Raw genomic sequence first — 24,898 nt, 5'->3', positions numbered from 1 at the left:
CGTCACCGGCTTGAGATCAAGAGTGCACCGGGAACGAGCGATTGGGAGAGCGAAAGCGAAATCGGCCGAAATCTGTGGATGGTTTCGGAGCGTGTGGACAACTCGCCGGGCTGATCGGTCGTGACCCCGGAATTGTCGGTGGGCTGTGCTAGGGGCGCGGCTTGCCCTGGTCCGCCATCTGCTTGAGCATCGCGTTGTAGGCCGCCAGCTCCTGGTCGCCGCTGGCCTCCTCGCGGCGGTCCTTCCGCTTCGCCTCGCGCGCGTCGGCCCGCGACCACTGCACGAGCAACGCGATCAGCACCAGCAGCACCGGGACCTCGCCGGAAGCCCACGCGATGCCGCCGCCGAGTCGCTGGTCCGCCAGCAGGTCGGAAACCCACGGCAGGTGCAGCGCCCGGTAAAAGTTGTCACCGATGATCGTCTGCTTCGACATCAGGATCACGCCGAAGAAGGCGTGGAACGGCATCGCGGCGAACATCATCCCGAGCCTGCCGAGGTGCGGCAGGCGCCGCGGAGCCTGGTCCACCCCGATCACCGGCCAGTAGAAGACGTAACCGGCGAGGAGGAAGTGGGCATTCATCAGAAGGTGTGCCCAGTGGTAGTTCAGCGCCGCGTCGAACAGGCCGGAGAAGTACAGCGCGTAGAACGAACCGACGAACAAGGCCAGCGCGACGATCGGATGGGTGAGCACGCGGGACACCGGTGAATGCACCGCGGCCAGCAACCACTCGCGCGGCCCCGGCGGAGCGTCCCGGCCCGCCACCGGCAGCGCCCGCAGCGCCAGCGTCACCGGCCCGCCCAGCACGAACAGCACCGGCGCGATCATCGACAGGAGCATGTGGCTGCCCATGTGCACGCTGAACATCGCGGGCGAGTAGCGCCCGATGCCGGACGACGTGGCGATCAGCAGCACGAAACACCCGGCCAGCCACGCCACCGTGCGTCCGACCGGCCACTCGATCCCGTTGCGCCGCAACCGCCGCAGGCCCGCCAGGTAGAGGACGGCCAGCACGATCGCCGCCGTGCCGTAGACGAGGTCGAAGCGCCAGTCGAACAGCAGCCGCAGCGCGGTCGGCGCGCCGGGCAGGTCGTAGCCGATGAGCAGTTCCGTCGTCGACGGCTGGACGGCCTCCTGCGGCGGCGGGGTGCGGCCGAGCGCGGTGGCGATGCCGATCGTGACGAACATGATCAGGACCTCGACCGCGGCCAGCCGCAGCAACTGCCCGCCGCCCTGTCCGTCCACCACCGCGCGCACCCCGCGAGTCCGCTGCTGCTGTCCGAACACGCCGAGCACCAGCAACGCGACGACCTTCGCCACGACGAGCAGCCCGTACTCGGTGGTGAGCAGGTCGGACAGCGGCAGCCGGACCAGCGCGTTGACCACGCCGGACACGGCCATCACGATCCAGCAGACCAGCGCCAGCCGGGAGAAGCGGCGCGCCGCGAGCGACAGGTGCTCCCCGCGCCGCCACCCGAGCGCGAGGAGCGCGACCAGGCCGCCGACCCACAGCGAGGCGGCGATCAGGTGGTAGAGCAGGCTGTTCGTGGCGAGGTCGTGCGAGCCGCCGCTGGCCGAGTGGCCGGTCACGGCGACCGGGACGAGCCCGGCGACGGACAGCCCGAACAGCACCGCGGTCCAGCCCCACGACAGCGCCAGGCGGCAGCCGAGCACCAGCACGAGCGCGATGCCAGCCGTCCACAGCCAGGCCTTGGGCTGCTCGATCGCGTCCACCAGGTCCAGCAGGACCTGCGGCGAGAACAGCTCGGTGACCGGCTTGCCCGCCGCGTCCGCCGCGGTGAACAGAACCGAAGCGAGCGCGGCGAAGAACCACACCCACGCGGCGATCCCGGCGGTGCGCAGCGCCGCGTACCCGTCCCGCGCCAGCACGCCGGACTTCTGCGGCGGCACCAGGAACGTCGCGAGCAGCAGGGACCCGACGCACACGACGGACGCCGCGTCGGCGAGCACCCGGACCACGCCGACGCCGTATTGGGTCACGAGGCCCGGCTCGGGCAGGCCGGCGATCTGGTAGGTGGCCCCGCCCGACAGCGCGAGCAGCGCGACGGCCACCACCGCCGCCAGCAACCCGCACACCAGGAGCAGCGGGAGGACGCTCACCCGGCGCCGGGTCGCGGTCTCGGAAACTTCGGAGGGCACACGTCGAGGGTAGGCCCGCCTCAAACGGGGAGTTCGGCAGCGGTCCGTTCACGGTGACGTGCGCGACTCGCGCCGACCGCGGCGGGCGCGATGAGCGCCGCCAGAACCGCTACCAGCACGAACGAAGCGGACAACGAGGTCGCCTGTGCGATACCGCCGATCAGCGGCGGACCCGCCAGGAACCCGGTGTAGGCGACAGTGGTGACGAACGCGATCTCGCGCTCCCCACCGCTGCCGTCCGAGCGCTTGCCCGCGTCGCCCGCCAGGCTCAGCGCAACCGGGAACGCGGCGGCCAGACCCGTGCCGGCCAGCACGAACCCGGCGAAGGCCAGCGCGGCGACCGGGACGAGTGCGGAGACCAGCAGCCCGGCCGCGGCCACGACCGCGCCGATCGCGAGGGTCCGGGTGGCGCCGAGGCGGCGCTGCACCCACGCGCTGCCGAGCCGGGTGACGGCCATGGCGAGCGAGAACGCGGTGAAGGCGAGCGCGGCGGCGCCCTCGCCCGCGCCGTGCTCGGTGACCAGCAGCAACGCGGACCAGTCCGAGCTGGCGCCTTCAGCCATCGCGGAACACAGCGGCACCACGGCCAGCAGCCACAGCACCGGGCGCCGGGTGGGTGCGGTGGTCGCCGGCCGGGTGGCTCGTTCGGTCCGGGGCACCGCGCGCGGCAAGCCGTGGTAGACGACCAGCATCACAAGCGCTGTCACGATGGCGGCGACCAGGAAGTGCCGCTCAGGTGACCAGTGCTGCGCCGCGGCGAGCCCGGCGGCGGCGGACGCGACCAGCCCACCGAAGCTGAAACCGGCGTGGAAGACCGGCATGATCGCCTTGCCCGTGCGCCGCTCGACGCTGACGCCGCCGATGTTCATCGCCACGTCGAGCCCGCCGTTGGCGAAACCGAGGCCGAACAACGCGACCGCGAGCCACGCCACCGAGCCGACCAGGCCGGTCAGCGACAGCACGACGCACGACAGCAGGGTCGCGACGAGCATCACGGCACGCGCGCCGAACCGCTCCGACACGCGGCCGGACAGCGGTGCCGCGAGCAGGAGCCCCGCGGTGCCGCCGAGCAACGCCAGCCCCAGTTCGCCCGGACTGGCTCCGACCTGCTCGGCGAGCGCGGGCACGCGCGGCGCCCACGACCCGTAAACCGCGCCGTTGAGCGCGAAGACGACGAAGACCGCTACCCGATCACTGACCCCAATCACCCGTCCCACAATGACTTAAGCGCTTCAGAACGTCAAGCCGGTCGGTGATCGGTCTAGACTGCGGCGATGACCGGTACCCGTCGGCGCCGCCCGACGCTCGACGACGTCGCCGAAGCGGTGGGCGTCTCGCGGGCGACGGTGTCCAACGCGTACAACCGCCCGGACCAGCTGTCGGCCGAGCTGCGGGACGAAGTGCTGCGCGTGGCGAAGCGGCTCGGCTACGCGGGTCCCAACCCGACCGCCCGCAGCCTCGCCACGCAGCGCTCGGGCGCGATCGCCTTCATGCTCGACACCGGGTTGTCGGCGGCGTTCTCCGACCCGGCGTTGTCGATCACGCTGGATGCGCTCGCGAGCCGGGTCGATCCGGAAGGGCACGCGCTGCTCCTCCTGCCGGGCGGGCACGACGGCGGACCACGGGCGGACCGAGTGCTGGCGGCGCAGGCGGACCTCGCGGTCGCCTACTCGCTGGCGGACAACGCGCCCGCGCTGCGTGCGGTCAAGCAGCGCGGACTGCCGCTGGTGGTGATCGACCAGCCGATCGTGCCCGGGTCGGCGCGGGTGTCGACGGACGACCGCGGCGGCGCGACGGCCGCGGCCCGGCACCTGCTGGAGCTGGGCCACCGGCGGTTCGCGATCCTGTCCGCGCAGTGCCTGTCCGAGCCGCGCGGGGGCCCGTTGAGCGCGACGGAGGCGGCGCGGAGCCGGTTCCTGGACAACCGGGAGCGGCTCGCCGGCTACCTGGAAACCTTGGCGGCGGCCGGGATCGATCCGGACGCGGTGCCGATCTGGGAGGTGTCCGGACTGTCGCGGGAGGCGGCCATGCCGGGCGCGGCGGCGTTGCTGGACCGGGAGCCGACCGCGCTGCTGTGCATGTCGGACGAGCTGGCCCTCGCGGCGCTGGCCGTCGCCCGGCAACGCGGCCTCCGGGTGCCTGCGGACCTGTCGATCGTCGGGTTCGACGACACGCCGCCGGCCGCGTGGTCGGATCCGCCGTTGACGACCGTGCGGCAGGACCTCGTGCGCAAGGGGCAGCTGGCCGGGGAACTGGCGCTGCGCCTGCTCGCCGGGCAGCGCGCGCCGAAGGCGACCACTTTGGACGTCGAACTGGTGGTGCGCGGTTCCACGGGTCCCGCCAAATAGCAGAGGTTTCGCCCATTCGGCAAGAACGAATTCGGCACCCTGTGGACAAGTGCGTTTCCGAGGCCCCGATCGAGTTAACGGAACCTACTTATCCACAGAAGTAGAAATCCCTGCTGACAGCCCTTCTCCCACCGGCCATTGTGGAGTCCGGAACCGCGCACCGCGGAGACCGACTCACAGGGGAGATGAGAAATGTTCGGGAATTTTCGCGCGTATCTGCCGAAGGCGCTCGTCCTGGCCGCGCTGGGACTGTTGACCGCGGGCGGCGTCGCCGAGGCCGAGACCGCGCCGCCGGTCGGGTACGGCTGCGAGCAGGGCGAGTTCTGCGCGTGGTCCGAGGAGTTCTACGGCGGGTCGGTGCAGTTCCTCGACCTCCGCACGGCCAATCCCGGCGAATGCATCCCGCTCAGCGGTGACGCGCGGTCGTTCGTGAACCGGCTGGACCGCGACGTGACGGTGTACCAGGGCGAGGACTGCTCCACCGAAGGCGACTTCACCACGTACCCGGGTGGCGGGACGTTCGTGCCACACGCGCCGTTCGTCGTGCGGGCGATCCAGATCTGGGACTACTAGGCCGCGCCGCCGCAGACGAGATCGCCGTTCGCCCGCTCCTGGGGACGTGAGTCCGGGCTGGCGGCGGTCCGGGAACCGCTTCCCCGCGGTTCCCGCCCGCGGGCGCGTCGCGGGCACACGGCGCGCCCGCGGGTCACCACTGGACGTTCTCGCCCACGGGCCGAGGTACCAGCCGTGGTCTCGCGCTCCCGCTTGGTGCCGAAGATCGTCGGCAACACAAGACCGGGATGGTGACACCACTCGAAGGTCCCGGCTGTCAGCTGCGCTCCCGGTAGGGGTTCAGTTCTTCCGGGGGCACGGCCGCGGCAGGGCGAGTGAGGATGGCTCGTACCCGGGCCGGATCGATCTTGGGCACGCGTCCGGCGGTGAGCAGGCCGTTGCGTTCCTGCTCGGTGTCGGTCAGCTGGGTGTAGCAGAAGCCGGCGAGGTCCGGCGACGAGAGGACCGCGGTGACGAGCTGGTCCAGCCGGGCGGCCAGCTCCTCGTCGTCGGTCACCGTCGAGTAGCCGAACCACTTCTCGTCCTCGGCGGGAACGTGGGAGAGGCCACCGAACTCGGTCAGCATGACGGGGCGGTCCGTCGTGGTGTCGTCGAGCAGGAGGCGGCGACCACCGGGCCGGCCGTCGGACAGGGCACGGCGCAATTCGGCACCGTACCGTGTGGACAGTGCCTCACCGGTCGGGGCGTAGTCGTGCACGCCGATGATGTCGGCTTCCGGGATTTCCCAGCCGTCGTTGCCGATGACCGGGCGGCTGGGGTCGATGCTCTTGGTGAGGTGGTAGATCGAGCGCACGAAGTGGGTTTGCCCGGGTGCCGTGGCGACGTCGGGAACGCCCCAGCTCTCGTTGATCGGCACCCAGGTCACGATGCAGGGGTGGCTGCGGTCCCGGCGCAGGATCTCCAGCCACTCCCGGGTGAGCCGCTCGACGGCTTCGGGCGCGAACTCGTAGGCGTTCGCGGTCTCGCCCCAGACGAGCAGGCCGAGCTTGTCGCACCAGAAGAGGAACCGCGGATCCTCGGCCTTTTGGTGCACGCGGACGCCGGTGAAGCCGAGTTCCTTGATGAGCTCGACCTCCCGGCGGAGTGCGACCGAGTCCGGCGCGGCCAGGTGCGACTGCGGCCAATAGCCCTGTTCCAGGACCATTCGCGGGTAGTAAGGGAGGTGGTTGAGGAGGAAGCGGCCGTCGGCCACGCCGACCTCGCGCAGACCCAGGTAGCTGCTCACCGTGTCGGACGGCACTTCCGCGGCGTGCAGTTCGACCGACGCATCGACGAGCACCGGGTTCTCCGGCGACCACAGCAGGCGGGACCGATCCTGACCGTGCCGCAGCGCGGGCACGGCGATGTCGAACCGGAACCGCCGCCGGTCGACGCGCACGGACTGCTCGGCAAGGATCTCGTCGCCGTGCCGCAGCACCACGCGGATCGTCACCGCTTCGCCGGGCGTCGCGGAAAGCTCGCCCTCACAAGAGACCGATGCGCGGGTGAGTTCGGGAGTCCAGTGCAGTTCGCGAAGGTGGAGTGCCGGGACGACCTCCGCCCACACCGGCTGCCAGATCCCCGTGGTGCGGTGGTACCAGATGTCGTGCGGCTCCGGGTGCCAGTCCTGCTTGCCCCTGGGCTGGGTGCCTTCGTCCGGGCGGTCTTCCGCGCGCAGGACGATCACTTGCGGACCGTGGGGCCGCAGAGCCGCGGTGATGTCGAAGGAGAACGGCGTCTGCCCGCCTTCGTGGCTGCCGAGGTGGATTCCGTTGATCCACACCGACGCCGCGTAGTCCACGGCGGCGAAGTGCAGGACGAGCCGGTGGCCGTCGGGGATCGGCGGGGCGTCGAACTCACGCCGGTACCAGACCACGGTGTGCGGTTCAGTCGCGTGCACGCCGGAGAGTTCCGACTCCGGCGGATACGGGACGGTGATCGTCCGGTCGAACGGCTCGGTGGCGGTGAACCAGTGGTCGGCGAGGCCGCGATCGTCGTCGTCGAAGGCGAAGCCCCAGGCGCCGTCCAGGTCGAACCACTCGGACCGGACGAGTTGTGGTCGTGGGCAAAGTCGGTCCGGGTCGGCGGCGATCATGCCGGAAACCCTACGACAGGAAGGACTGTTGAGCATGGCACCGTGAGCTGTTAACTTCGACGCCGTGACTGCCGGGTCGGCCTTGCGCCGCGCACAGACAGGACTCCCGGCCGCGCCGTGATCACCCGGCGGGCCCGTGGCCCGCCACCTCCTGCGCTCTCCCCTTCTCTGGGACGACGCGAAAGGAGGTGATCACATGTCCCAGTACCAGGTCTCGCAGGCCGTGTGGCGCGATTTCCTCGCCCAGCACGCGGACGGCGGAGTCATCGCCGCGACCGTGACGCGAGTGGTTCCGTTCGGCGCCTTCGTCGAACTGCCGCCGGGCGTTCCCGGGCTGCTGTCCCGACCCGCCTGGACCGCGGAAGCGAAAGCCGGTGAACGGGTCGATGTCCGCATCGCGAGCCTCGACGTCGAGAACCGGCGCGTGAGCGTGGTTCCTGCGTGATTGACACGGTGTGATCGACAGGGTCCGGGGGCAGAATGGCGCTGCCCCCGCACTCTCCACAGCCTAGCGACGAGCACCAGCCCTGGGACGCCGCCGTTTCGGCCCTGTCGCGCCGCGCGCTGCCGGGGCGGCCGGACCGCGCCGACCCGATCGAGCAGCCGCGCCGAGGTCCACCTCGGGGCCGAGCAGCCGCGCCGACGTGCACCTGGAGCCGAGCCGTGCGCGGCCACGGTCAGTTGTGGGCAAACCACAACGCCAAACTCGCCGGGTCAGCGGCTTAAGCCGGCGTTCGTTATGGCCGAGCCGCTCAGACGTGAACGCGACGGCCGTCGTTCTCGGAGTCGGGCCGGGCTTCGGCGGGGCGGCCGTATGCGCGTCCGTTGTTGCTGCGCTGGAGGAGCCCGGCGTCGACGAGGTAGCGGCGAAGCGCGGCATGGTCCTCGTAGATCGCGGCGAGCTTCGCGCGGACCTCCGGCTCGGTGTAGACCCGGCCGGGCTCGAACTGCTCGGCGAGTTTCTCGAGCAGGGCCTGGCGAAGCTTGCCAGGACGAGGAATGGTGGTGAGCCGGCCGCGGCTGAACAACGCTTCGAGCGGATCGCTCGGCGGCTTGGCGAGCGAGTCGCGGAACGCTTGCGGCACTGCCTGGTACCGATCCCCGTCAACGGTGACGATCCCAGCCGAAACGAGGCGCTTCGCAAGTTTCGCGGTATGCCGATCCCCTGCCACCGGTAACCCGTCGGGCGAAGTGCAGATTCGGGCGAAGAGCATCAGGCGTTCAGGGTCCGCCAGCGCGGAGACCAGCGCTTCCGGTGAGGCCATGGCCCAGACCGTACCCGCGGCCGACGCCCCCGCGAACCAGTTTTCAAGATCCGAACCGGTACGCCGCCGGGCCGACCGGGCACGCCCACCACGAGGTAGCGCACCCCACCAAGGGTGCGCGTCGCCGCCGGGCGGCGAAGCCCACCTCGGAGGGCACACCCGCCGGAAGGCGGGCCGCCGCCCGGGTGGAAGAACCAGCGGCGTTCGCAGAGCGCGCGACCAGCCTCAGCCGGCGCGCGCAGCCGCCGCCCGCTGGAACAGCCCTCCACCGGCGCGCGACTCCGCAGGCCTGACCAGCCTTCGCCGGCGCGCCGGCCGACCCGAGCGACTAGCCCCCATCGGGCCCATCGGCCCTAGCCAGCCGCATCAGCCGCATCAGTCCCAACCGACCGTGTCAGCCCTAACCGACCACCTCAGCCGGGTCGGCCCATCGGCCCTAGCCAGCCGCGCCAGCCCCATCAGTCCCAGCCGACCGTGTCAGCCCTAACCGACCACCTCAGCCGGGTCGGCCCATCGGCCCTAGCCAGCCGCGCCAGCCCCATCAGCCCTAACCGACTACGCCAGTCCTAGCCGACCACGTCAGCCGGTCGCGTCTGCGTCACCACGCCTGCCGAGCCAGCCACGCCGGCCTCAGCCGGCCATGCCGCCGCGTCCGACATGTCGGCGTCAGCCGGCCGCGTCCATGACCGCCACACCGGCCCCAGCCAGTCACAGCGGACCGAGCCAGCCACGCCGCCCGCGTCACGTCGGCCTCAGCCGGCCGCGTCCGCGTTCGCCACACGGGACCGAGCCAGCCACGTCGGCCCAATCAAGCCACGCCGACCCCAGTTAGCCACGTCGGCCTCAGCCGGCCGCAGCCGGACCGCGTCCGCGACGCCTGCCCGAGCCAGCCACGCCGACCCAACCAAGCCACCCCGGCCCCAGTTAGCCACGTCGGCCTCAGCCGACCGCGTCCGCGACCCCTACCCGAGCCAGCCACGCCAGCCCGACCAGCGACGCCGGACCGAGCAGCGGCCTCAGCTGGCCACGCCGCCGGCGTCGGAGACGTCGGCCTCAGCCGGCCATGCCGCCCGCATCGGATAGGTCGGCCTCAGCTGGCCACGCCGGACCGAGCCGGCCATGCCAGCCTCAGCCGGCCACGCCGCCCGCGTCGGCCTCAGTCGGCCGCGTTCGCCTCCGCCACGTCGGCCACGATGCAGCTGATGTTGTCCGGTCCGCCGCCCGCGTTGGCCAGCTCCACGAGCCTCTGGACGGCCTCCTCGGGGGTCGGCACTGTCGTCAGCACCTCCGTCAGCTGCTCCGGCGTCGCGACGTCGGAGAGGCCGTCGGAGCAGATGAGGTACCTGTCGCCGGGCCTGGCGTCCATCACGAAGAGGTCCGGCTCGGGCTCGCCGGCGCTCTGGAGCGCCCTCGTCAGCACCGAACGCTGCGGGTGGCTCATCGCCAGCTCCGGCGAGATCCGGCCCTGGTCCACCAGCTCCTGCACCACCGTGTGATCGCGCGTCACCTGCGCCAGCTCGCCCTCGCGCAGCCGGTACGCCCGCGAGTCCCCGACGTGGGCCACCGCGAACGACGTGCCGTCCCAGGCGAGCACCGTCAGCGTGGTGCCCATGCCCTGCAGCCGGCTGTCCTCCTCGACCTGGGCCCGCAAGCGGGCACCGGCGTCGGCCACGGCGGTCGCCAGCGCCTCCACGTCGGCCTTCGCGGACTCCGCCTCGAGGCGCTCGTCCAGGGCGGCGATCGCGGCGACCGCGCCCGAACTGGCGACCTCACCGGCGACGTGACCCCCCATCCCGTCGGCGACGGCGAGCAGACGCGGACTGGTGTAGACCGAGTCCTCGTTCGCTTCGCGTCGCTGCCCGACGTCGGAAGCCACGGCGTAGGAAATCGTCAGCGGCCCAGGTTCCATGAGTGAAGTAAAGCAGCGGCCCGCGAACCGCGGCACAGCCTCACCCCGTCCGGCGCGCCATGCGCCACAATCGCGGGGTGTGGTTCGCCGTCCTGGGTCCTGTCGAGGCGCGCTCCGCGGCCGGCGACCCGGTGCCCCTCGGCGGGCCACGGCCCCGGTCCCTCCTCGCGCTCCTGCTGCTCGACGCCGGTCGCGTCGTCGGCACGGACCGGCTCGTCGACGGCCTCTACGGCGACCACCCGCCGGGCGACGCGGCCAACGCCCTGCAGGCCCAGGTGTCCCGCCTCCGCCGCAAACTCGGCGACCAGGCCCGCATCGAATCCCACCCCGCCGGCTACCGCCTCGCGGTCGAACCGGACCAGGTCGACCTCCACCGCTTCACCCGCCTCGCCCGCGACGGGCGCCAAGCCCTCACCACCAACGAGCACGCCCGCGCCGCGAAGCTGCTACGCGAAGCCCTGGACCTCTGGCGCGGCCCGGCCCTCGCGGACGTGCGCGACGCCCCCTTCGCCGAAGCACAGGCCGCGCGCCTCGACGAGTTGCGCGTCGCCGCCGTCGAGGACCGCGCCGAAGCCGACCTCGCCATCGGCGAATCCCGCGCGGTGATCGGCGAACTCACCGAGCTGTGCGCCGCGCACCCCCTGCGGGAACGGCCCCGCGTCCTGCTCATGCGCGCGCTCGCCGCCAACGGCCGCCAAGCCGAGGCGCTCACCGTCTTCGCCGACGCCCGACGCGTGCTCGCCGACGAACTCGGCGCCGACCCGTCCCCGGAACTCGCCGCCGCGCACCTCGCCGTGCTGCGCGCCGAGCCGCCGCCCGAACCGCCGAAGATCCCCGCCCAGCTCACCACTTTCATCGGCCGCGAACCAGAACTGGCCCGCATCGCGGGCCTGCTCGAGGCCGGGCGCCTGGTCACCCTGACCGGCCCCGGTGGCGCGGGCAAGACCCGTCTGTCCATCGAGGCCGGTGGCCGTGCCGACGGCGAAGTGTGCTTCGTGGACCTGTCCCCCGTCACCAGCGGCGCCGACGTCGCCCAGGCCGTCCTCACCGCGCTCGGCCTGCGGGAGACCGGCCTGTTCCCCACCGGCGGCGCCCCGCCGGACCCGGTCGGGCGCATCGAGGTCGCGCTCACCGACCGGCGCCTGCTGCTGATCCTCGACAACTGCGAGCACGTGATCGCCGACGCCGCGAAGCTCGTCCACCGGCTCCTCTCGTCGAGCCCCGGGCTGCGGGTGCTCGCCACCAGCCGCGAACCACTCGGAATCACCGGCGAGGCGCTGTGCGCGGTGCCGCCGCTCGCGTCCCCGCCGCACGGCAGCGGCGCGGCCGAGGCCACCGGCTACGAGTCGGTGCGGCTGTTCACCGAACGCGCCGCCGCCGTGCGGCCCGGGTTCCGCCTCGACGACGACTCGGCCGAGCGGGTGCGGCGGATCTGCGAGGCGCTCGACGGACTGCCACTGGCCATCGAACTCGCCGCGGCGCGCCTGCGGACCCTGCCGCTGGACCAGCTCGAAGCCCGCCTCGACGACCGGTTCCGCCTGCTGTCCAAGGGCAGCCGCACCGCCGCGCCCCGGCACCAGACGCTGCGTGCCGTCGTCGGCTGGAGCTGGGACCTCCTCACGCCGGACGAACAGAACCTGGTGCGCCGCTTCGCGATCTTCGCCGGCGGGGCGACGGTGGACGCGGTCGCGAGCGTGTGCGGACTGTCCGAACCGGACACCGAAGACCTCCTCGACAGCCTTGTCGACAAGTCGCTCATCGAGTTCTCCGGTGAGCGCTACCGGATGCTGGAGACGATCCGGGCGTTCAGCGCCGAGCGGCTGGACGAATCCGGCGAACGGGACGCGGTGGCCAGGGCGCACGCCGGGCACTTCCTCGCCCTCGCCCAGACCGCCGACCCGCACCTGCGCCGCACCGAGCAGATCGAGTGGCTCGCCCGCCTGACCGCCGAGCGGGCGAACCTGCACGCCGCACTGCGCTGGGCGGTCGAGTCGGACACCGCGCTGGCGCTGCGGCTCGTCGGCGCGTTGTCCTCGTACTGGCGCCTGCAGGGCGTGCGCACGGAAATCGCGCCGCTCGCCGCGCGGCTGCTGGTCAACCTCGGCCCGGAACCACCCACCGACCTGGCGGAGGAGTACGTGCTGTGCGTGCTCAACGCCGCGCCCGCCGAACCACCCGGTCTCGACGAACACCTGCGGCGGGTCGATTCGATCGTGCCGTCGCTGCCGTGGCCGCTGCGGCAGCCGTACCTGCTCGTCTACTGGGCGCTGTTCGCCGGCCCGCCGAGCCCGGCGCGGCGGCCGAACGAGCTGGAACAGGCCATGGTCGACGACGACGATCCGTGGTTCCAGGCGCTGGTGCACTTCTCGACGAGTTACCTGCGCCTGTTCAACGGTGACAGTGCGGGCGCCGAAGAGGCCTTCGCCAGATCGCTCGAGCTGTTCCGGCGGATCGGCGACCGGTGGGGCACCGCGCAGGTGCTCGACGGGCTCGCCGAGCTCGCGGACCTGCGGGGTGACCGGGACCGGTCCGCGGCGCTCGTCGACGAGGCGATGGACCTGCTCGGGCAGCTCAACGCGACGGAGGAGCTGGCCGAGCTGTGGGCGCGGCGGGCGGACCGGTTGCTGCGCGACGGCGACCTGACCGACGCCGAAACCGGTCACCGCCACGCGGCGGACCTCGCGCGGCGCGCGGGCGCCTCGACCCTGCTCGGCCTCACCGAGCGCGGGTTCGGCGAGCTGGCCCGGCGTCGCGGGGACTTCGCGCAGGCCAGGGCGCACTTCGAGCGGGCACTGGCCACGCTGGGCACGGACTGGCAGAGCGACGCGGCGAGCGCCCGGACCCTTACCGCGATGGGCAGGCTCGCCGAGGCGACGGGCGACTGGGCGGAGGCGCGGGCGCGACACCGGCAGGCGCTGGACATCACGCTGGCGCAGCACTTCCGGACCGACATCGCGGACGCGCTGGAGGGCCAGGCGGGGATGACCCTGCTCGACGGCGACCCCGAGCGGGCGGCCGAGCAGCTGGGGATGGCGGTGGCGCTGCGCAGCGCCGCCAGGCCGCACGACCAGGACGTGGCGGCGGTGGCGGCCGGCTGCCAGAAGCTGCTGGGCGCCGACGCCTTCGCAGCCGCCTACGACCGCGGCGCCGCCATGTCCTTCGAGGAGATCGCCGAAACCCTCGGCTCCCGGGAGCCTCAGATCCCGTAGTCCTTCAGCTTCAATGTGTTCGCCGCCTTCAGGGTCATCTTGTCGAACACCCCGGAGAACACGCGGGTCGTCAGCATCCGGTGCGACTGGTTCCGCAGCCACAGACCACGCGCGGTGCGGGGCGCCAGGAACGGACCGGTGCCCTTCGCCTGCTTCGCGCCCGCCTCGGCGGCCGGGCGGACCTCCGACTCGTACCGCTCGAACGCCACCGCGTGGTCCCCGCCCGCGGCGGCCAGCTCGCCCGCCAGCACGTACGCCGCCATCATCGCCAGGCCCGTGCCGCCACCGCCAGGCCCCACGCCCCAGCCCGCGTCGCCGACCAGCGCGACCCGGCCGCTGGTGTAGCGCGGCAGGTACATGTGCGCCAGCTCGTCGAAGTACAGGTCGTCGGCGTCGCGCAGGCCCTCCAGCAGGCGCGGGACCTCCCAGCCGACGCCGTCGTACACCTCCGCGATCAAACGCTTCACCTGGTCCTCGTCCTTGCGGTCGTAGGTCAGGCCGTCGGCGGCGAAGACGAAACCGATGCTCGCGGGGCCGTCCGGGTCCTGCGCGGCGTACGTCACGCCGCGGCCGAGCACGTTGTAGATGAGCCCGGTGTGGTCCAGCCGCAGGTGGTTCGGCGCGCTGAACCCCGCGCACGCGTACCCCATCTCGGTGCGGAACCGCGACTCCGGCCCGAACGCCAGCGCCCGCACGCCCGAGTGCAGCCCGTCGGCGCCGATCACCAGGTCCACGGTCCGCGGGGCGCCGTGGGCGAACGTCACCTCGACACCCGAACCGGTCTCCGTCAGCGACGTGATCCAGTCGCCGAAGACGTACTCCGTGCGGTCCTTCGTCGCCTCGTACAGCACTCGGCTCAGGTCGCCGCGCTGGATCTCGACCTCACCGCTGATCATTGACGCCGGCAGGCTCGCCACGCGCTTCCCGGACGCGTCCAGGATGTGCTGCTCCCCCATCGACGTCTGGTGCGCGCGGATCTCCTCCAACAACCCCATCCGCCGCAGCACCGCCACCTGCTCGCCGCGGAAGTCGACGGCCTGCCCGCCCTCCCGCAGAGCGGGCGCCCGCTCGACCACGGTCGTCGCGTAGCCAAGGCGGTTCAGCCAGAACGCGGTGGACGGGCCGGCGATGCTCGCGCCGGAGATCAGCACAGTCTTACTCATCGAAGCACTCCTCGAACTCGGTTGACCCGAGCTTCGCCAGGAGCGCTGACCGGCGGCTTACCGTCCGCTGACCAGGCGCGCGTGCACGTGCCAGTGACCGGTCACCACGAAGCCGCACCGCTCGTACACCCGCTGCGCGCCGGTCGGGTTCTCGCCGTCCACACCGAGCACCGCCCGCCGGTAGCCACGCTCGCGGGCCTCCCGCAACACCCGCGCCACCAGGCTCTTCGCCGCTCCGCGGCCCCGTGCCTCCGGCAGGGTGCCGACGTACTCGACGACCACCTCGCCGTCCGCCACGCCGCGTTCCACGCACAGCACCAGCGCCGTCACCCGGTCGCCGTCGAGGGTCAGGAACGACAGCTCCGGCCGGAACCCCGCGCTGCCGGTGACGCGGTGCCGGAACACCTCGGGCGTCAGCGGCGCGCTGCCGAAGTGCTCGCCGAACGCCTCGTTGAGGGCGAGCCGGGTGGCCTCCTCGTGCCGCGGCTCATACCGGACCGGCTCGACCGTGGACTCCACGGACGGCAGGGCCGACAGGTCCGCCGTCATGTCGAGGAAGGTGCGCACGTGCTCGTAGCCGCCGCGGCGCAGCACCGACGCGTACCACCGCTGGTTGTCGTGCGCCATGGCGTGCAGTTCCAGCGGCGCTCCCGGGAACACTTTCCGGTGAAGTTCGGAACTCGCCTCCTCGTACCAGCGGAGCAGCTCCGCGCCGAGGGCGTCCGTCCGGTGGTCCGGGTGCACCATCGATTCGACCCGCATCTGGTGCACCGGATCGGCGGCGGTCCGTCGCGCCGTCATCGCGTAGGCGATCAACCGGTTGCCGTCCAGCACGGCGACCCCCGCCTCGGGCAGCGGCGAGTTCGGCGACTCCAGGCTTTCCCTGATGTCGTCGACGCTGTGCTCCTCCCCCGTGGGCTCCACCTTCTCGCCTGCGGCGAACAACTCAGTCACCGCTTCGGCGTCGTCCAGCCGCAGTGCGCGCCAGGTCACAGTCATCGGTCGAGCGTAGGCACAGCCGCTGGCCCGTCCCCAGCGATTTTCCGCGCCCGGGTTACCCTGCTGGCCGTGCTGGTGCTGCTGCCTCCTTCGGAAACCAAAGCCGCCGGTGGGGACGGCCCTCCGCTGGATCTCGACGCCTTGTCGTTCGCCGAGCTGAACCCGCTGCGGCGCAAGCTGGCCGACGCGCTGGTGGAGCTGGCCGGCAACGTTCGGGAGAGCCTGGACGTGCTGGGTCTGTCGGCGCGGCAGGAGGACGAGGTGGCGCGCAACGCCGCGCTCTGGAGCGCGCCCACCCTGCCCGCGCTGGAGCGCTACACCGGCGTGCTCTACGACGCGCTCGACTACGGCGGTCTCCGTCCCGCCGCGCGGGCGAAGGCGGACCGCAGGCTGGCCGTCGCCTCCGCCCTGTTCGGCATCGCCCGCGGCGACGACCGCATCCCGGCCTACCGGCTCTCCGGGGGCACCACCCTGCCCGCGCTCGGCACGCTGCGGTCGCTGTGGCGGCCGGTCCTGGAGCCCGCACTGGCCGAAGTGGACGGTCTGATCGTCGACCTGCGCTCCGGCGCCTACGCCGCGCTGGCCCGCATCCCGCGTGCGATCACGGTGCGCGTGGTCACCGCGAGCGGCAAGACCGTGAGCCACTTCAACAAGGCCTACAAGGGAAAGCTCGCCGCCGCGCTGGCGACCGCCACCCGTGAACCCTCCACTGTGGAGGGCCTGATCGGCGCCGCCGAGCGGGCAGGCATCACGCTGGACCGGGTCGGCGAGCAGGAGCTGGAGCTGATCACCGACCGGTGAACCGCTCCGGCCGGTAGGGCGCGAGGTCGACCGGCACCTCCTCGCCGAGCGCGAGGCAGGCGACGAGACGTCCGGCGAACGGCGCCGCGGTGAGCCCGCCGGGGCCGAACCCGGTGGCGATCAGCACGTCCGGCCGCTCCGCCAGCGGCCCGAGCAGCGGCAGGCCGTCCGGCGAGGCGGGCCGGAAGCCGATCCGGGTTTCCAGCAGCGTCGCGTCGGCCAGGCCCGGCGCGACGGTCAGGGCGTGGTCCAGCACCTCCCGCTGCCCGGCCGCGGTGATGCGGTGGTCGAAGCCGGAGCCGGTCTCCCGCGTGGCGCCCGCGACGACCCGCGAGCCGGGGAAGGCCAGCAGGTAGTGGCTGGACACCGGCAGCACCACCGGCCAGCGCGCGGTGTCCGCGCCCGGCAGTTCGAAGTGGCTGATCTGGCCCCGCTGCGGCGCCACGGACACCGTCGGCACCAGCTCGCTGCTCCACGCCCCGGCCGCGACGACGACCTTGTCCGCGTCCAGCTCGTCCCCGGCGACCCGGACGCCGCGCCCGGTCAGCTCCGCCGCGCCCTCGACGATCCGGGCGCCGCGCGCCACCGCGGCGTCGAGCAGCGCCTGCCGCATCCGCCGCCCGTCCACGCGGCCGCCGCCGGAGACGTGCACCGCGGCCAGATCGGGCGCGAGCGCGGGGAACAGCTCGCGGGCCTGCGCCGGATCGAGCCGGGAGACCTCGCCCGCCACCGGTTCCCCGGCCACGCGCACACTCACCCGGGCGAACGCCTCGTCGAGTTCGGCCGGGTCCGCCGACACCACCATCCCGCCGACCACCTCGAACGAGGTGTCACCGGCGCCGTCCTCGGCCAGCTGGGCGACCAGCTCCGGGTAGTAGGCGGCGGCCGCGGCGGCGAAGCGGTACTCGTCGTCGCCGCGGCGGCTGGTCCACGGGCACACGATGCCCGCACCCGCGGCCGTCGCCACTCCCGGACGGCCTGCCTCGACCACCACGACCTCGGCGCCGCGGCGGGCGAGCTGGTGGGCGGTGCTCGCTCCGGCGATCCCGGAGCCGATCACGATCACGCGCATGCCGCCAGTCTGCCGGTAATTCGGTTGCGGCCGCAGCGCCGCCGCGGGCATGATCACGCGAAACGCCGGTGTGCTGGGCCCCGGTGGCGAGTGAAGGAGGTGCGTTGTGTCCGTCGTTGTGCTGGGCCGTGCCTTCGCCGCCCGTCCACCCGCCCCACCCGCCTGATCGAACGGCGCCGGTGGGGCCCCTCAGCCTTGGAGACCCACCAGTGCGTCAGCACGATTTCGAAGACTTCACCCCACGCTCACGTCGTCGCCGCCCGCGGTTCGACGACGAGATCAACCCCGTCCGCAGCGGCCGCCTGACCGAACAGGAACGGCAGCGGCTCGCCCGCGTGCGCGACGACAGCTACGCCGAACCGGCGGTGCCCGGCGGCGCCGACCGGTACTCGACGTGGGACAGCGCCGAGCACGGCCCGCGCCCGCACCCGGCCTGGCTGGTCACCGAACTGGCCGCCGTGGACACCGAGCTGGGTGTCCTCAAGACCGGCAAGGAGGCCGAGGTGCACCTGCTGCGCCGCGGGCTCCCCGACCGCAGCCGGGAATGCCTGCTCGCCGCGAAGCGTTACCGATCAAGCGAGCACCGCCAGTTCCACCGCGACTCCGGCTACCTCGAGGGCAGGCGCATGCGCCGGTCCCGGGAGAACCGGGCCATGGCGCAGCGCACCTCGTTCGGCCGCAACCTCATCGCAGAGCAGTGGGCGGTCGCCGAGTTCGCCGCGCTCAGTCGATTGTGGACGATCGGCGCGCCGGTGCCGTACCCGGTGCAGCGGGACGGCACGGAACTGCTGCTGGAGTTCGTCGGAGAGCCCGACGGCACAGCGGCGCCACGCCTGGCACAGCTGCGGCCCGAACCGGACGAACTACGCGAACTGTGGTTCCAGACGATCGGGGCGCTCGACGTACTGGCGTCGGAGGGGCTCGCGCACGGAGACCTGTCCGCCTACAACATCCTCGTCCACGAGGGCCGGATCGTGCTCATCGACCTGCCCCAGGTCGTGGATGTCGTGGCGAATCCGAGAGGAGCGGAGTACCTCACCCGTGACGTCCACAACATCTCCGCGTGGTTTGCCGCGCGGGGTCTGCAGGTCGAGGCCGATGACCTGGCTTTCGACCTGCGGCAGCGGGCGGGGCTGAGGTGAGGTCCCCGACGGTCTTCAGGTATTCTGATCACAGTCCGCAACCGGGCGACGTGAATTCGGGTCGCCCCCTTCATGGGACGCGGACACACCACCGATGGCGCAGCCGCGCCGGGTTCGTCCTTGTGAAAGCCCGCCGAACTTGTTCTTCAGCCTGCCTGCGCGCAGGCACACCGGGCCTCCCTTGCGACGTACCACCACGTCCGAGAGGCAGTGCGTGAGCATCACCCTTGAGTCCACTTCCACCGTGCAGTCGTTCGCCGACCTGAACCTGCCGGAGCCCCTGCTCGGGGCTCTGCGCAAGGCCGGCATCGACGCACCCTTCCCGATCCAGTCGGCGACCCTGCCGGACGCGCTCGCCGGGCGCGACGTGCTCGGCCGGGCGCAGACCGGGTCCGGGAAGACCCTCGCCTTCGGGCTGGCCCTGCTGGCCCGCCTCGAGGGCGGGAAGGCCCGGTCGCGGAAACCCCGCAGCCTGGTCCTCGTTCCCACGCGTGAGCTGGCCCTCCAGGTCAGCGACGCGCTCACCCCGCTGGCCCGCGCGCTGGGCCTGTGGTGCCGGACCGCCGTCGGCGGGATGGCCTTCCCCCGGCAGGCCGACGCGCTGCACCGCGGCGTCGACCTGCTGATCGCCACGCCGGGCCGTCTGTCCGACCACGTCCGGCAGGGCACCGCGGACCTCAGCGAGGTCCAGTTCATCGCCATCGACGAGGCCGACCAGATGGCGGACATGGGCTTCCTGCCCCAGGTCCGGGAGATCCTGGACCTGACCCCGCGGGACGGCCAGCGGCTGCTGTTCTCGGCGACGCTGGACGGCGACGTCGGGCAGCTGGTCAACCGGTACATGCACGACCCGGTCGAGCACTCGGTCGCGCCGGCCACGGCCAGCGTCGACACCATGGACCACTACGTGTTCCAGGTCTCGCGCCAGGAGAAGCAGTCGGTGGTCACCGAGATCGGCGCCCGCGAGGGCCGCACGATCATGTTCGTGCGCACCAAGCACCACGTGGACCGGTTGACCGACCGGCTGCGTGAGCGCGGTGTGCGGGCGGGCGCGCTGCACGGCGGCAAGTCGCAGGGCCAGCGCAACCGGGTCCTGCAGGACTTCCGCGACGGCCACACCACGGTGCTGGTCGCCACGGACGTCGCGGCGCGCGGCATCCACGTCGACGACGTCAGCCTGGTGCTGCACGTCGACCCGGCCGCGGACCACAAGGACTACCTGCACCGCGCCGGCCGCACCGCGCGCGCCGGTGCGTCGGGCACCGTGGTCACGCTGATCACGCCGGACCAGCGGCGCACCGTGCGCCGGATGACCGACAAGGCCGGCGTGCGCGCCGACCAGCTGGTCGTGCGGCCCGGTGACGCGAAGCTGTCCGACATCACCGGCGCCCGCGAGCCGAGCGGTGTTCCGGTGGTCGACCGTCCGCGCGACACCGCCCCGCGCCGGGGTGGCGGCTCGCGTGGCTTCGGCGGGCCGCAGCGGCCGCGCCGGGGCGGCAGCTACGGCGACCGGGACCGCGGTCACGGTGGCGGCTACCGGCAGGGACGTCCGGGCCGCGGCCCGCGTCGCAGCACGCCGTCGGCCAGCTGACGTACTGAACGCAGAACCGCCGCGATCCCAGCCCGGGGTCGCGGCGGTTCTTTCGTTCAGCGGGCCTTCCCGGTGAGTCTCGCGGCGTGCAGGCGCGGCGCGCGGGTCACGCGCTCTGCTCGGCGAGCGCCGCTTCGTAGGCGGTGCGCAGTTTCACGAACACCGACTCCCGCCCTGGCGGGCGCGGGATGCCAAGGTGCTGTTCGCGCAGCTCGTCCATGAACTCGGCCCACAGCTGGGGCCCACCGCGTTCCAGGAGCTCCGCCCGCACGGCCAGTTCGCGGGTCACCGGCAGGTGCCTGCGCCCCCACGCGCCCAGGTGCGCCATCACCGGCACGAGCTGGATCGCCGGCTCCGTCAGGCTGTAGATCACCTTCTGCTTGTGCGTCGGGTCCGGGGCGCGGGACACCAGCCCCAGCTCGGTCAGCCGCTGCAACCGGGAAGCGAGGATGTTCGACGCGATCCCCTCCTGCGAGTTCTGCAGCAACTCCCGGAAGTGCCGCAGGTTGCCGAACATCATGTCCCGGATCACGACCAGCGACCACTTGTCGCCCAGCAACTCGACCGACAGGTTGATCGGGCATCCCGACCGGCGTTCGTCCGTCATCCCACTCTCCTTCCGATTGCAGTTTACAACCGGTTCCGGAAGCAGTACAGTTCCCAAAACCGATTGCAAACCACAACCAGTCAGGAGAACTCCCATGAGCAAGGTGTTCAGCAGCCCGACCATCTCGATCGACGGCTTCATGGCCGGTCCCCGCCAGAGCCGCGAGCACGGGCTCGGCGAAGGCGGCGAGGAGCTGCACCGGTGGATGTTCGAAGCCGCGGAGGAGAACAAGGCCGAGCGTGAAGCGATCCTCGGCCACGGCGCGTACATCATGGGGCGCAACATGTTCGGCCCGATCCGCGGCGAGTGGGACGACCCCGGCTGGCGCGGCTGGTGGGGCGAGGAGCCGCCGTACCACGCGCCGGTCTTCGTGCTGACCCACTACCCCCACGAGCCGATCGAGATGGCGGGCGGCACGACCTTCCACTTCGTCACCGACGGGATCGAGTCGGCGCTCGACCAGGCGCGCGCCGCCGCGGGCGAGCGGTCCGTGGCGGTCATGGGCGGCGCGTCGACGATCGACCAGTACCTGCAGGCCGGGCTGATCGACGAGCTGCGGCTGTCCATCGCGCCGACGGTGCTCGGCGACGGCGCCCGGCTCTTCGCCGGCGTGACCAGCCTGGACCTCGAGCCCGTCTCGTCGCGCACCACCTCACTGGCCACGCACGTGACCTACCGGGTCCGGCGCTAGATCGGGAACAGCTCGAACGTGCAGGCCAGCGGCACGCCGAACGACTCACCGGCCATGGCGGCGAACTGGCGCAGGAACGGCTCCGGCTCGGCCATTTCGCCGCCCAGCGCCGCCAGGTACGCCTTGTGCTCCCGCAGCGAGGCGACCGCCGCGTCGAAGGTGTCGGCGATGTCCACGGCGTGGGTCTGCACCGGCGAGCCGCACACGGCCACCCACCGCACGCCGCTCCACGGTTCCAGACCGAGGTCGCGGAACAGCCAGCGGTTCGCCGCGTCCCGGACCGCGTCCAGGGTCGCCACGCCGACGTTACGGTGGTCGGCCATGTTGTACCCGCCGCCGGGGAAGGACTCACGGTGGTTGAGCGTCACCACCAGCTCCGGGCGGTGCCGCCGGACCGCCGCCGCGATGTCCCGCCGCAACGGGATCCCGTTCTCGATCAGGCCGTCCGGGTGGTCCAGGAACTCGACCTCCTCGACCCCGACGACCCTGGCCGCGGCGAGCTGTTCCTGCGTCCGCAGCGGCCCGGCCTCCTCGGGCGGCATGGTGTCGATCCCGGCCTCGCCGCGTGAGGCGAGCACGTAGACCACCGACTTCCCCTGCCCGGTCCACCGGGCGATCGCCCCGGCCGCGCCGTACTCCAGGTCGTCCGGGTGCGCGACCACCGCCAGCGCCCGGTCCCAGTCCTCCGGCATCATCGCCGGTCCCGTGTCGGTCATGGCCCCTCCACTGCCCAGCCGTGGCTCGGTGCGACACTGCGTGACGTGAACCTACCGGCTTCCTCCTCCCCAGAGCAGGTTTTCGACTGGCTCGACGCCGCCGCCGAGAAGCGCGCGGCGGCCGGGCTGACCCGCCGGCTGCGGCCGCGGGGAGCCTCCTCGACGGAGCTGGACCTCGCCGGCAACGACTACCTCGGCCTGGCCCGCGACAAGCGCGTCGCCGGTGCCGCCGCGGCCGCCGCGCTCCGCTGGGGCGCCGGCGCCACCGGCTCACGCCTGGACACCGGCTCCACCGAGGTGCACACCGAGCTGGAGTACGAGCTCGCGCGCTTCTGCGGCGCGCAGGCCGCGCTGGTGTTCTCCTCGGGCTTCACGGCCAATCTGGGCGCCGTCACGGCGCTGTCCGGGGCGGAGTCGGCGATCGTCAGCGACAAGCACATCCACACGTCGCTGATCGAGGGCTGCCGCCTGTCCCGCACCGACGTCGCGGCCATCAGCCACTGCGATCCGGCGGCGATCAAGCACGCGCTGGCGACCCGCCGCAAGCCGCGGGCGCTGGTGGTCACCGACTCGGTGTTCTCCGTCGACGGCGACCTCGCGCCGCTGCCGGAGCTGTCCCAGGTGTGCCGCGAGCACGGCGCTGCCCTGCTGGTCGACGACGCGCACGGGTTCGGCGTGCTCGGCGACGGCGGCCGGGGCGCGGTGCACGCCGCCGGGCTGGCCGGTGAGCCGGACGTCGTCACGACCATCTCGCTGTCCAAGGCGCTCGGCGCGCAGGGCGGCGCCGTCCTCGGACCGCGCCGCGTGATCCGGCACCTCGTCGACACGGCCCGCAGCTTCATCTTCGACACCGGGCTCGCGCCGGCCAGCGCGGCCGCGGCGCTGGCCGCGCTCGGGGTGCTCAAGTCCGAGCCTGACCTGCCAGAGAAGGTCCTGACCCATGCGATCACGCTGTCCGCCCAGCTGCGCGCGGCCGGGTTGCGGGTGAGCAACCCGGAGGCGGCGGTGATCTCGGTTCAGGCGCCCTCGGCCGAATCGGCCGTCGAGTGGGCGGACCGCTGCGCCGAGCAGGGCGTGCGGGTCGGCTGCTTCCGCCCGCCGTCGGTCCCGGACGGGATTTCGCGGCTGCGCCTGACCGCCCGGGCCGACCTGACGGAGTCCGATGTGGACACCGCGGTGAAGGTGATCAGCGAATCGGCGCCAGCCGGCGCCGCATCGTGATGTGCGGGATGCCGTCCTCGTCGAACTCGTCGCCCTCCGCGACGTACCCGAACTTCTCGTAGAAACCGCGGGCGTAGGTCTGCGCGTCGAGCACGCTGTCCGCGTCGCCGACCGAGATCAGCGCGGCGGTCATCAGGCGGGCGGCGAGGCCCCGGCCCCTGGCGTGCTTCGCGGTGACGACCCGGCCGATGCGCTGGACGCCGTCCCCGTCGTCAAGCACCCGCAGGTAGGACTCGATGCCGTCGGGCCCGTCGATCCAGAAGTGGCGGGTCGTCGGGAGCAGGTCACGCCCGTCCAGCTCCGGGTACGGGCAGGTCTGCTCCACGACGAACACCTCCACCCGGAGCCGGAGGATGTCGTACAGCTGCTGCGTGGTCAGGTCCGGTCCGCGGACGCCTCTGTCGGGGTTCACGGACTCCTGACTACCAGAACACGAGCCGCGACGACTCGGCTTCGCTGCGAATCTCGTTCACGTAGGTGAGCACGCGGGTGTACACGCCCGGTTTGCCCGCTTGCGCGCAGCCGTCGCCCCACGAGACGAGCCCGATGAGGGTGCCGCCGACGACCAGCGGACCGCCCGAGTCGCCCTGGCAGGCGTCGATCTTGCCGTCCGGGTAGCCCGCGCACACCATCGACCGGGAGTCGTAGTTCGAGTAGCTGGCGCGGCAGCCGGAGTCGCTGAGCAGCGGCACCTCGGCCTTGCGCAGCACGTCCGAGCGCGGGCCGCCGTCGGAGGTGCGGCCCCAGCCCAGCACCGTCGCCCGGGTGCCCTCGGCGTACAGCGAATCGTCGCTGGGCAGCTCCACCGGCTGGTACGGCAGGCTCTGCGCGAGCTTGAGGACCGCGACGTCGTCGCCCTTGCCGGGGTCGGAGAACGAGTCGGGCGTCCACACCTCGCGCACCGACACGGTCTTGCCGTCGTTCGTGCGCTTGTCCGTCCGGCCCGCGACGACCCGCAGGTCCGCGCGCTTCACGGCGTTGGCGCAGTGCGCCGCGGTGGCCACCGCGGTCGAGCTGACGATGACGCCGCCGCAGAACTGGTTGCCGCTCTTGTCGGTCAGGTACACCGCGAACGGGTAGCTGCTGGTGGACGCCTCGGTGCCGCCGACGATGTTCGGGCGGGCGCCGGTGCTCGGCATGGCCGCTGCCACCACCGGCACGAACGCGGCGGCGGTGATGACCGCCGTCAGCGCCAGGCGGAACTTGCGGTCGCGTCGGCGGTGCTTCGCCATGCGCGCGCTCCCTTCGGAAAAGCTCGATGTCCCCCGGTGCCGCACCCGATCGCCGGAAACGAATTCGGGGCGTGAGATTGCCGCACATACAGTAATCGACAAGGGCCCGGAACCGGTGTCACTGGAT

At 72.4% G+C, this 24,898-nt stretch carries 21 protein-coding genes; 9 read left to right on the top strand and 12 right to left on the bottom strand.

What is annotated here, in order from left to right:
- Positions 1-148 precede the first annotated feature (148 nt).
- Positions 149-2,158, bottom strand: coding sequence for a cytochrome c oxidase assembly protein (locus tag AMY39116_RS0313670; protein ID WP_020418207.1), 2,010 nt, complete (start codon positions 2,156-2,158; stop codon positions 149-151).
- 20 nt (positions 2,159-2,178) lie between these two features.
- Positions 2,179-3,366, bottom strand: coding sequence for an MFS transporter (locus tag AMY39116_RS0313665; RefSeq protein ID WP_020418206.1), 1,188 nt, complete (start codon positions 3,364-3,366; stop codon positions 2,179-2,181).
- Between the two features lie 66 nt (positions 3,367-3,432).
- Between AMY39116_RS0313665 and AMY39116_RS0313660 the strand changes: the two genes are divergently transcribed.
- Together AMY39116_RS0313660 and AMY39116_RS0313655 are read left to right on the top strand one after the other, a co-directional pair.
- A complete protein-coding gene (locus AMY39116_RS0313660) occupies positions 3,433-4,506 on the top strand; it encodes a LacI family DNA-binding transcriptional regulator (protein WP_020418205.1) in 1,074 nt (357 codons plus the stop codon).
- A gap of 192 nt (positions 4,507-4,698) precedes the next feature.
- Positions 4,699-5,079, top strand: a complete 381-nt coding sequence (locus AMY39116_RS0313655) for a peptidase inhibitor family I36 protein (RefSeq protein WP_020418204.1) — start codon at positions 4,699-4,701, stop codon at positions 5,077-5,079.
- A gap of 256 nt (positions 5,080-5,335) precedes the next feature.
- Here AMY39116_RS0313655 and AMY39116_RS0313650 read toward each other — a convergent pair whose 3' ends face one another.
- Positions 5,336-7,153, bottom strand: a complete 1,818-nt coding sequence (locus tag AMY39116_RS0313650; RefSeq protein WP_020418203.1) for a glycoside hydrolase family 2 protein — start codon at positions 7,151-7,153, stop codon at positions 5,336-5,338.
- A 196-nt stretch (positions 7,154-7,349) separates the two neighbouring features.
- Between AMY39116_RS0313650 and AMY39116_RS0313645 the strand changes: the two genes are divergently transcribed.
- Positions 7,350-7,598, top strand: coding sequence for a S1 RNA-binding domain-containing protein (locus tag AMY39116_RS0313645; protein WP_020418202.1), 249 nt, complete (start codon positions 7,350-7,352; stop codon positions 7,596-7,598).
- 307 nt (positions 7,599-7,905) lie between these two features.
- On the opposite strand, the gene AMY39116_RS45415 is transcribed toward AMY39116_RS0313645, so the two are convergent.
- A complete protein-coding gene (locus AMY39116_RS45415; RefSeq protein WP_027935896.1) occupies positions 7,906-8,418 on the bottom strand; it encodes a DUF2087 domain-containing protein in 513 nt (170 codons plus the stop codon).
- Between the two features lie 1,156 nt (positions 8,419-9,574).
- Complete coding sequence (locus tag AMY39116_RS0313635) at positions 9,575-10,327, bottom strand: PP2C family serine/threonine-protein phosphatase (protein WP_039791473.1); 753 nt, start codon at positions 10,325-10,327, stop codon at positions 9,575-9,577.
- 59 nt (positions 10,328-10,386) lie between these two features.
- Here AMY39116_RS0313635 and AMY39116_RS0313630 point away from each other — a divergent pair, with 59 nt between their 5' ends.
- Positions 10,387-13,536, top strand: a complete 3,150-nt coding sequence (locus tag AMY39116_RS0313630; RefSeq protein WP_020418199.1) for a BTAD domain-containing putative transcriptional regulator — start codon at positions 10,387-10,389, stop codon at positions 13,534-13,536.
- On the opposite strand, the gene AMY39116_RS0313625 is transcribed toward AMY39116_RS0313630, so the two are convergent.
- Both AMY39116_RS0313625 and AMY39116_RS0313620 read right to left on the bottom strand, forming a co-directional pair.
- Complete coding sequence (locus AMY39116_RS0313625) at positions 13,524-14,699, bottom strand: FAD-dependent monooxygenase (RefSeq protein ID WP_027935894.1); 1,176 nt, start codon at positions 14,697-14,699, stop codon at positions 13,524-13,526. The genes AMY39116_RS0313630 and AMY39116_RS0313625 overlap by 13 nt on opposite strands.
- 57 nt (positions 14,700-14,756) lie before the next feature.
- Positions 14,757-15,698 (bottom strand): GNAT family N-acetyltransferase, encoded by a 942-nt coding sequence (locus AMY39116_RS0313620; protein ID WP_027935893.1) that lies wholly within the window; start codon positions 15,696-15,698, stop codon positions 14,757-14,759.
- Between the two features lie 69 nt (positions 15,699-15,767).
- On the opposite strand from AMY39116_RS0313620, the gene yaaA reads away from it, so the two are divergent.
- Complete coding sequence (gene yaaA / locus AMY39116_RS0313615) at positions 15,768-16,499, top strand: peroxide stress protein YaaA (RefSeq protein ID WP_020418196.1); 732 nt, start codon at positions 15,768-15,770, stop codon at positions 16,497-16,499.
- Here the strand turns inward: yaaA and AMY39116_RS0313610 are convergent.
- Positions 16,486-17,571 (bottom strand): FAD-binding oxidoreductase, encoded by a 1,086-nt coding sequence (locus AMY39116_RS0313610; protein WP_020418195.1) that lies wholly within the window; start codon positions 17,569-17,571, stop codon positions 16,486-16,488. The two genes, yaaA and AMY39116_RS0313610, sit on opposite strands and share 14 nt — an antisense overlap.
- Positions 17,572-17,780: 209 nt before the next feature.
- On the opposite strand from AMY39116_RS0313610, the gene AMY39116_RS0313605 reads away from it, so the two are divergent.
- Both AMY39116_RS0313605 and AMY39116_RS0313600 read left to right on the top strand, forming a co-directional pair.
- Positions 17,781-18,713, top strand: coding sequence for a serine protein kinase RIO (locus AMY39116_RS0313605; protein ID WP_020418194.1), 933 nt, complete (start codon positions 17,781-17,783; stop codon positions 18,711-18,713).
- Between the two features lie 214 nt (positions 18,714-18,927).
- Positions 18,928-20,304, top strand: coding sequence for a DEAD/DEAH box helicase (locus AMY39116_RS0313600; RefSeq protein ID WP_027931758.1), 1,377 nt, complete (start codon positions 18,928-18,930; stop codon positions 20,302-20,304).
- Between the two features lie 106 nt (positions 20,305-20,410).
- Here the strand turns inward: AMY39116_RS0313600 and AMY39116_RS0313595 are convergent, their stop codons facing one another.
- The gene (locus tag AMY39116_RS0313595; protein ID WP_020418192.1) at positions 20,411-20,911 is read right to left on the bottom strand and encodes a helix-turn-helix domain-containing protein; all 501 of its coding nucleotides are present in this window, start codon (positions 20,909-20,911) and stop codon (positions 20,411-20,413) included.
- Positions 20,912-21,005: 94 nt separating this feature from the next.
- Here AMY39116_RS0313595 and AMY39116_RS0313590 point away from each other — a divergent pair, with 94 nt between their 5' ends.
- The gene (locus AMY39116_RS0313590; protein WP_020418191.1) at positions 21,006-21,602 is read left to right on the top strand and encodes a dihydrofolate reductase family protein; all 597 of its coding nucleotides are present in this window, start codon (positions 21,006-21,008) and stop codon (positions 21,600-21,602) included.
- Here the strand turns inward: AMY39116_RS0313590 and AMY39116_RS0313585 are convergent.
- Entirely contained in the window at positions 21,599-22,318 is a 720-nt protein-coding gene (locus tag AMY39116_RS0313585) for a PIG-L deacetylase family protein (RefSeq protein ID WP_020418190.1), read from the bottom strand. The genes AMY39116_RS0313590 and AMY39116_RS0313585 overlap by 4 nt on opposite strands.
- 45 nt (positions 22,319-22,363) lie before the next feature.
- On the opposite strand from AMY39116_RS0313585, the gene AMY39116_RS0313580 reads away from it, so the two are divergent.
- The gene (locus tag AMY39116_RS0313580) at positions 22,364-23,539 is read left to right on the top strand and encodes an 8-amino-7-oxononanoate synthase (protein ID WP_020418189.1); all 1,176 of its coding nucleotides are present in this window, start codon (positions 22,364-22,366) and stop codon (positions 23,537-23,539) included.
- On the opposite strand, the gene AMY39116_RS0313575 is transcribed toward AMY39116_RS0313580, so the two are convergent.
- Positions 23,505-23,951 carry a GNAT family N-acetyltransferase gene (locus AMY39116_RS0313575; RefSeq protein WP_020418188.1) on the bottom strand — a complete coding sequence of 149 codons (447 nt, stop codon included), beginning with the start codon at positions 23,949-23,951 and terminating at the stop codon, positions 23,505-23,507. The two genes, AMY39116_RS0313580 and AMY39116_RS0313575, sit on opposite strands and share 35 nt — an antisense overlap.
- A gap of 10 nt (positions 23,952-23,961) precedes the next feature.
- On the bottom strand, positions 23,962-24,771 hold the full coding sequence (locus AMY39116_RS0313570) for a trypsin-like serine protease (protein ID WP_020418187.1): 810 nt from the start codon (positions 24,769-24,771) through the stop codon (positions 23,962-23,964).
- Positions 24,772-24,898 lie beyond the last annotated feature (127 nt).

Origin of the sequence: Amycolatopsis sp. ATCC 39116 (genome assembly GCF_000231075.2) — a bacterium.
In the GTDB taxonomy this organism is placed as follows: Bacteria; Actinomycetota; Actinomycetes; order Mycobacteriales; family Pseudonocardiaceae; genus Amycolatopsis_E; species Amycolatopsis_E tucumanensis.
The sequence above is the reverse complement of the archived record's forward strand: the minus strand, read 5'-3'. Positions and strand labels throughout refer to the sequence as shown.

What these genes read in the sequence shown, in the direction of transcription:
- AMY39116_RS0313610 (WP_020418195.1), bottom strand. Translation starts at nt 17,571, where the DNA reads ATGCGCGTGATCGTGATCGGCTCCGGGATCGCCGGAGCGAGCACCGCC.
- AMY39116_RS0313595 (WP_020418192.1), bottom strand. Translation starts at nt 20,911, where the DNA reads ATGACGGACGAACGCCGGTCGGGATGCCCGATCAACCTGTCGGTCGAG.
- AMY39116_RS0313630 (WP_020418199.1), top strand. Translation starts at nt 10,387, where the DNA reads ATGCGCCACAATCGCGGGGTGTGGTTCGCCGTCCTGGGTCCTGTCGAG.
- AMY39116_RS45415 (WP_027935896.1), bottom strand. Translation starts at nt 8,418, where the DNA reads ATGGCCTCACCGGAAGCGCTGGTCTCCGCGCTGGCGGACCCTGAACGC.
- AMY39116_RS0313635 (WP_039791473.1), bottom strand. Translation starts at nt 10,327, where the DNA reads ATGGAACCTGGGCCGCTGACGATTTCCTACGCCGTGGCTTCCGACGTC.
- AMY39116_RS0313645 (WP_020418202.1), top strand. Translation starts at nt 7,350, where the DNA reads ATGTCCCAGTACCAGGTCTCGCAGGCCGTGTGGCGCGATTTCCTCGCC.
- AMY39116_RS0313625 (WP_027935894.1), bottom strand. Translation starts at nt 14,699, where the DNA reads ATGAGTAAGACTGTGCTGATCTCCGGCGCGAGCATCGCCGGCCCGTCC.
- AMY39116_RS0313660 (WP_020418205.1), top strand. Translation starts at nt 3,433, where the DNA reads ATGACCGGTACCCGTCGGCGCCGCCCGACGCTCGACGACGTCGCCGAA.
- AMY39116_RS0313620 (WP_027935893.1), bottom strand. Translation starts at nt 15,698, where the DNA reads ATGACTGTGACCTGGCGCGCACTGCGGCTGGACGACGCCGAAGCGGTG.
- AMY39116_RS0313590 (WP_020418191.1), top strand. Translation starts at nt 21,006, where the DNA reads ATGAGCAAGGTGTTCAGCAGCCCGACCATCTCGATCGACGGCTTCATG.
- AMY39116_RS0313650 (WP_020418203.1), bottom strand. Translation starts at nt 7,153, where the DNA reads ATGATCGCCGCCGACCCGGACCGACTTTGCCCACGACCACAACTCGTC.
- AMY39116_RS0313585 (WP_020418190.1), bottom strand. Translation starts at nt 22,318, where the DNA reads ATGACCGACACGGGACCGGCGATGATGCCGGAGGACTGGGACCGGGCG.
- AMY39116_RS0313570 (WP_020418187.1), bottom strand. Translation starts at nt 24,771, where the DNA reads ATGGCGAAGCACCGCCGACGCGACCGCAAGTTCCGCCTGGCGCTGACG.
- AMY39116_RS0313655 (WP_020418204.1), top strand. Translation starts at nt 4,699, where the DNA reads ATGTTCGGGAATTTTCGCGCGTATCTGCCGAAGGCGCTCGTCCTGGCC.